Source organism: Candidatus Stygibacter australis (assembly GCA_030765845.1).
In the GTDB taxonomy this organism is placed as follows: Bacteria; Cloacimonadota; Cloacimonadia; order Cloacimonadales; family TCS61; genus Stygibacter; species Stygibacter australis.
The window spans coordinates 1-5181 of the sequence record JAVCDJ010000192.1 but is presented as its reverse complement, the minus strand read 5'-3'; the positions used below and the strand labels follow the sequence as shown (position 1 = coordinate 5181).

The 5181-nt window shown below is 34.5% G+C and carries 2 protein-coding genes; both read right to left on the bottom strand.

What is annotated here, in order from left to right; genetic code table 11:
* Window positions 1–468: 468 nt before the first annotated feature.
* Complete coding sequence (locus RAO94_09730; protein ID MDP8322616.1) at window positions 469–3546, bottom strand: C25 family cysteine peptidase; 3078 nt, start codon at window positions 3544–3546, stop codon at window positions 469–471.
* Window positions 3547–3712: 166 nt separating this feature from the next.
* Window positions 3713–5181: T9SS type A sorting domain-containing protein (locus tag RAO94_09725; GenBank protein ID MDP8322615.1), on the bottom strand; the 1469-nt coding region annotated here is incomplete at its 5' end.

Below are 5181 nucleotides of genomic sequence, written 5' to 3'. Positions count from 1 at the left end.
ACTTTCAAACTCAACCCTCCACTATTAAACACGTTACATTCTTTGTTCTGATTTAATCATTGTGTATAATATAATTTATCTAAGTCATATTTAAGCAATTTTTGTTCCATACTTATGATTATTGCATGTCTCTATCTCTTCTCAATATTAGGAAGTAATGTTATTATCATAGAACCAGTTTAATAGTAATTCCCAGCCATGTTATTGAGTTAAGAAACTGTACCCAGTTGATTGACTTAAGAACGAACAGTTACCACCAACCCAGTCAAGCAGGAGTTATGAACGGTACCCCGGATATGACTTCTGGCGATCAGTTACTACCCCTCTCACCCAGCTAAGTTATCGAGTTATGGCGATGTACTCATCGAAATGACTTAAGAATGACCAGATATCACCGTATACAGCGAACCTGGCGTCTCGTGAGGGACGCCAGGTTTTAAAATATTACATTAACAATTTCTCACCTGATTATTTTAGTAGCATTACCTTCTGCATTTCTTCCTGATTATTACTGGTAAACCTTATGAAATAAACTCCGGTACCTGCTATATATCCTTCGTCATCTCTGCCATTCCAGACAACTGAATGATTTCCTGATTGCGCCGGACATTTAGAAAAGTTTTTAACTAATTGCCCCTTTACATTGTAAATTCTGATACTCACTTCATCAGTAGGTTGGGATAATGAATAACTAATTGTAATTTCAGGATTAAAAGGATTAGGATAGCATTTTAATGAAATATCGGCAGGTATAATCCCTTCTTCTGGATCTTCATTCTCACGACTACTACCACTTACATCGATATCATCGAAAGCGAAGCCTCCTTTAGCAATTGGTCCATCCCCATAATGCTGAATTCGAATTACAAATTGTGATGTAAGATCAAGCGAAGCATTTGCAGCTAATGTGGAAACATTCAATGTGTATTTTGCCCAATTATCATCAGCATAATGTTCCCCATTCAGATCATATACTTTTGTAAAATTATTACCACCATCTTCAGAGAAATAAATACCATCAGTAATTTCGTAGGAATCCTTATAATCCTTCCAGTAAAACGCTAATTCTACATTATTCATATCTTCAAGATCAAGATACAGGTCAGCTCGGTTAAGCGAATTATAACCAAGACTGTCTACATCCATCGTCAGATGTTTATTTCCTGAATGAGGATTATTAGCTGTTGTTACAATAACTCTTCCATGTCCAGTTGATGATTCGGTTGTCCAGTAATCATCTAATCCTGACTCAAAACCTGTAGTATAAGGAATTGTTGAATACATTGAATATACCTGTATATCATCAAAAGCGAATCCATCTGAAGATATTGGACAATTATCTCGCTGCTGGAATTTTATTATGAAATTCTTATTATATTCCATACTCTCAGCAGCGATCACTGTATCAAGATCAATTACTATATGCTCCCAGCCGCTACCATCACATAATGAATCGATTTTTACATAGCTCGATCCATTATCATCAGAAATATATACACCATCTTCCGCATTAGTTTCGTCAGCAATGTCTTTCCAATAAAAATCTAAGATTATCCTGTTCTTATCAGTTAAATTCAAATGCAGTTCAGCACTATTAGTTGCATATTGACCTGTTGTGTTGGAGTCCATCGTTAAATGCATGTCACCATTATATGGATCATTTTCTGAAGTTACAAGTATCCTGCCATAGGTGGAATCAGGATATATCCGCCAGTTTTTATCCAAACCATTCTCGAAATCCATAATATATGGAACAGTGGAATAAGACTTCAGATACTCATATTCCCTTCTGTCTTGAAGATAATTTGCTTTATTTGCTGTTATGATCCAGTCATCAGCAATTGCAGCATTATAGTTATAGGGTGATAATCCCTTCCCCTGGATTACTCCCTCATCATCAATAACGCAGACAAGAGCTTCCACAAAATTACCCTCTGTATCATAAACCTCAAATGTCGGTGTGCTGCCAAAAGGAGAATACTCAATATTCTCACTAAGAACAAGTTGCTTTGCCTCTGCACTCCAAACATCCATGCTGGGGTCTCCGAATAATGTATATCCTATGAAGAGAAACCGATATAAATATAAATCAAAAGCATGATCATACAATTCCCAGGCAGTATTAGTAAGGTATCCAAGTTTATTTTCATTCTCAATAAAAATAAGATCAAGAAATTCATTTACAATTGAGTTAGTTATATTAGGATAATCGATAGCTGAAGATGCATATATAGCTACAGGGCCACCAATTTGATTAAAAAAAACTTCGTTAATACAATTCTCTTCATTTATAATAGGTTGTGGTTCGGATTCTACATAAACATCTTCTAACCATCCATAGATATTACTATTTTGAATAATAACATTATTGGAATCTCTTGCACAGGGCATTGAACTACTAACAAAATTCATATCCATAGTCATACATGAAGACATCCACATTACATAAGTGTTACCGTAGGTTTGTGGTAGAATATCCTCTAATTGAAGAAATGCATAACTTGGTGTTGTGTAATAATATTGCCATTCACCTTCGTGTGCACCACTCCCTTCTACGTAATAGCAACTACCTTCTTCAACAATATTTGAATTAATAGTAATTTGTTGCATATGGTTTGAATAATTGAGCCAACTCCATGGAAAATGTTTATTATATTGGCTGTCAAAAATCACAAACCTGTCAATCCCATGCCAATTACCATATAAGAAAGAATAGTCTCTGTCTTGTAGCTTATCAACTATAGCTGTCGCAGCACCATTTAAGGTGTCAACAAGATCAGCACATAACAGAGAATCACATACTATATTTTCTCCTGTATGGGTCATCATTTCTCTAACAATATTATCATAGATGTGATATTGATGATCTTTGGCTACATTTGTTGAAATGAAATTCATATGGTCAGTAAATTCAGTATTATTTGTTCGATAATTTTCATACTTTGTTATATAAATCTCTACCTCTGTGGAATTCCTGACTGGTAATCTACCTACATAAATATCTATATCAGTGTCAATATACATGATCTCATCGTCGTTTTGGGGCCAGGTAGAAAGTACATTGCTATAGTAAAAATCAGATGAAGAGGTTGTCGTATCACCTGCATGTGGATAAATTATCTGATGAGTTGGGACAATACTTTCGTCACCTCCTAAAATCACATATTGCAGATTAGAATTCGATGCTTTCTGGGTAGCCAGCCAGCTTCTTATTGCGGAAGATGTTGTTCCCATAGTTGTTAATGTAACAATTTCAGTTACAATGCCCTCTTCTGTCTTCAACTCGGCTAATTCCTCAAAATCAGATTCAAGCGAATCTGCTGTTATTATTATCAGTTCAGTATCTAATGTCCGGTTTTCTCTTAATTCATTGTCACGGGAAATATGTTTTGATGTTTGAAGTACATCAACTAATTGTTTTACTTCATCAGCTTGTGTATTTACAGGAAACATCTGACTGTGAGAATCATTAGTACCATTTATACAGTATAACTGAACTGTAACCAAAAATAGTATTATGATCATCAATGAGTTTTTTGCTTTCATCTTGTCATTCTCCTTTTATTTTCTCATTTAGGTAATTTACTGGATATTCTGGATAATTGATCCTTGCCAGTATAATTACTTGAATATTATTGTACTCTTGGCGGAAAGGGCTTAGGTATCTGCGTCAAAGGGACCAACCAAAGGCTTTTACCATTTACCTTTCCGCTTATTTTATTAACGTCATTTTCCTGGTTTCCACTATTTTCCCGTTATTTCTTAACCGATAAAAATAGACTCCTGAACTCATCTGATTATCATTTTTATCTTTCCCATTCCAAATAATAGCATTTTCTCCTTCTATTTCATCTAAATAGTATTCTTTAATCAATTGCCCTTTAATATTAAAAATCTCTAATAATGGATTTTTGATATTTTCAGCTAATTTATACACTATTGTTATAGTCGGATTGAATGGATTGGGATATCCATATGTTAAACAGTTACTGAGTTCTAATATTTCTTCTTCTGACACAGGATTGCATATATTTGGATCGTATAGTTTCTGCAATGATCGTATATCTAATGTTCCTAAAGTTGAGTAAAAACCATCTTGCGAGTCATGCATCACTACGCCATTAGCATCAATATGACCAACACCCCAGGCATGCAGCATTTCATGCATAAGCGTACGCAGTAAATATACTTCATATTCTTCCTGATCTAATGGAGAATCAAGTGAAATATCCCAATAAGGGTATATATCAAATTGTTCACAATAAACAAGGAATTCAGGTGTGCAGTTTATATATATTTCTGCACTTTCTATATAGTTTGGATCATCTAAATCTAAATGATACGTTGCATCACAATACCCTGGATCTACATCTGCATCTCCCTGAAAATTTGCCTGATCTCTTACAAATGTTATTGATACATTTACACTTGCTGAAAATTCAGCATCATCATATTCTGCTTCTCCAATTGACCACTCATCCTCTACCCATAGGTTTATTTTATCAACAGCATGTTGAACAACATTATCGATATCTTCATATTCAATTGCATTCCCAGGTTGAGAATAATAATCTGTTAACCCACTGTCAGATATCAGATAGTCTGTCCCTGTATTAGCTTCTGATGGATGATTTAAAAGGCAAATAGGACCATTACCTCCAAAAGTTATATGAGAGGGTTGTACAATGGGTACTTCTGGACGCCATCTAAATATAGTTTCATTGTTAACTTCAGTATACGTGTCTATACCAAAATTCTGAGTTGTATGATATCCAATCATAACATGATAAATTACACTATAAGTGCAAGCCCTTATCATAAAAGGATCTAATCCGCTTCCTAATACCATATTAGCAGATAATTCAGTTGTTGTATAACAATCAATATATTCCTCAGTATCTTCATTATATAGCATAAATGTTACTGTTTCAGTACCTGTTGCATTATTAGTATATACCATTGGCATAACAGCTATCTGATCAAATGGGTCTGTATAATCCACAATTGAATTATCTGCTGTTTGTGCAATTCCCCGACATTCATTTCCAACAAAACACCCCAACTGATAATCAGTAGTTGTAAGTGCCTCATTGTCATATATTACGTTTGACCATATAAACCCACTATATTCATAATCATGATAGTCAAAATCCCAGGCAGGGGGATCACACATTATAAATA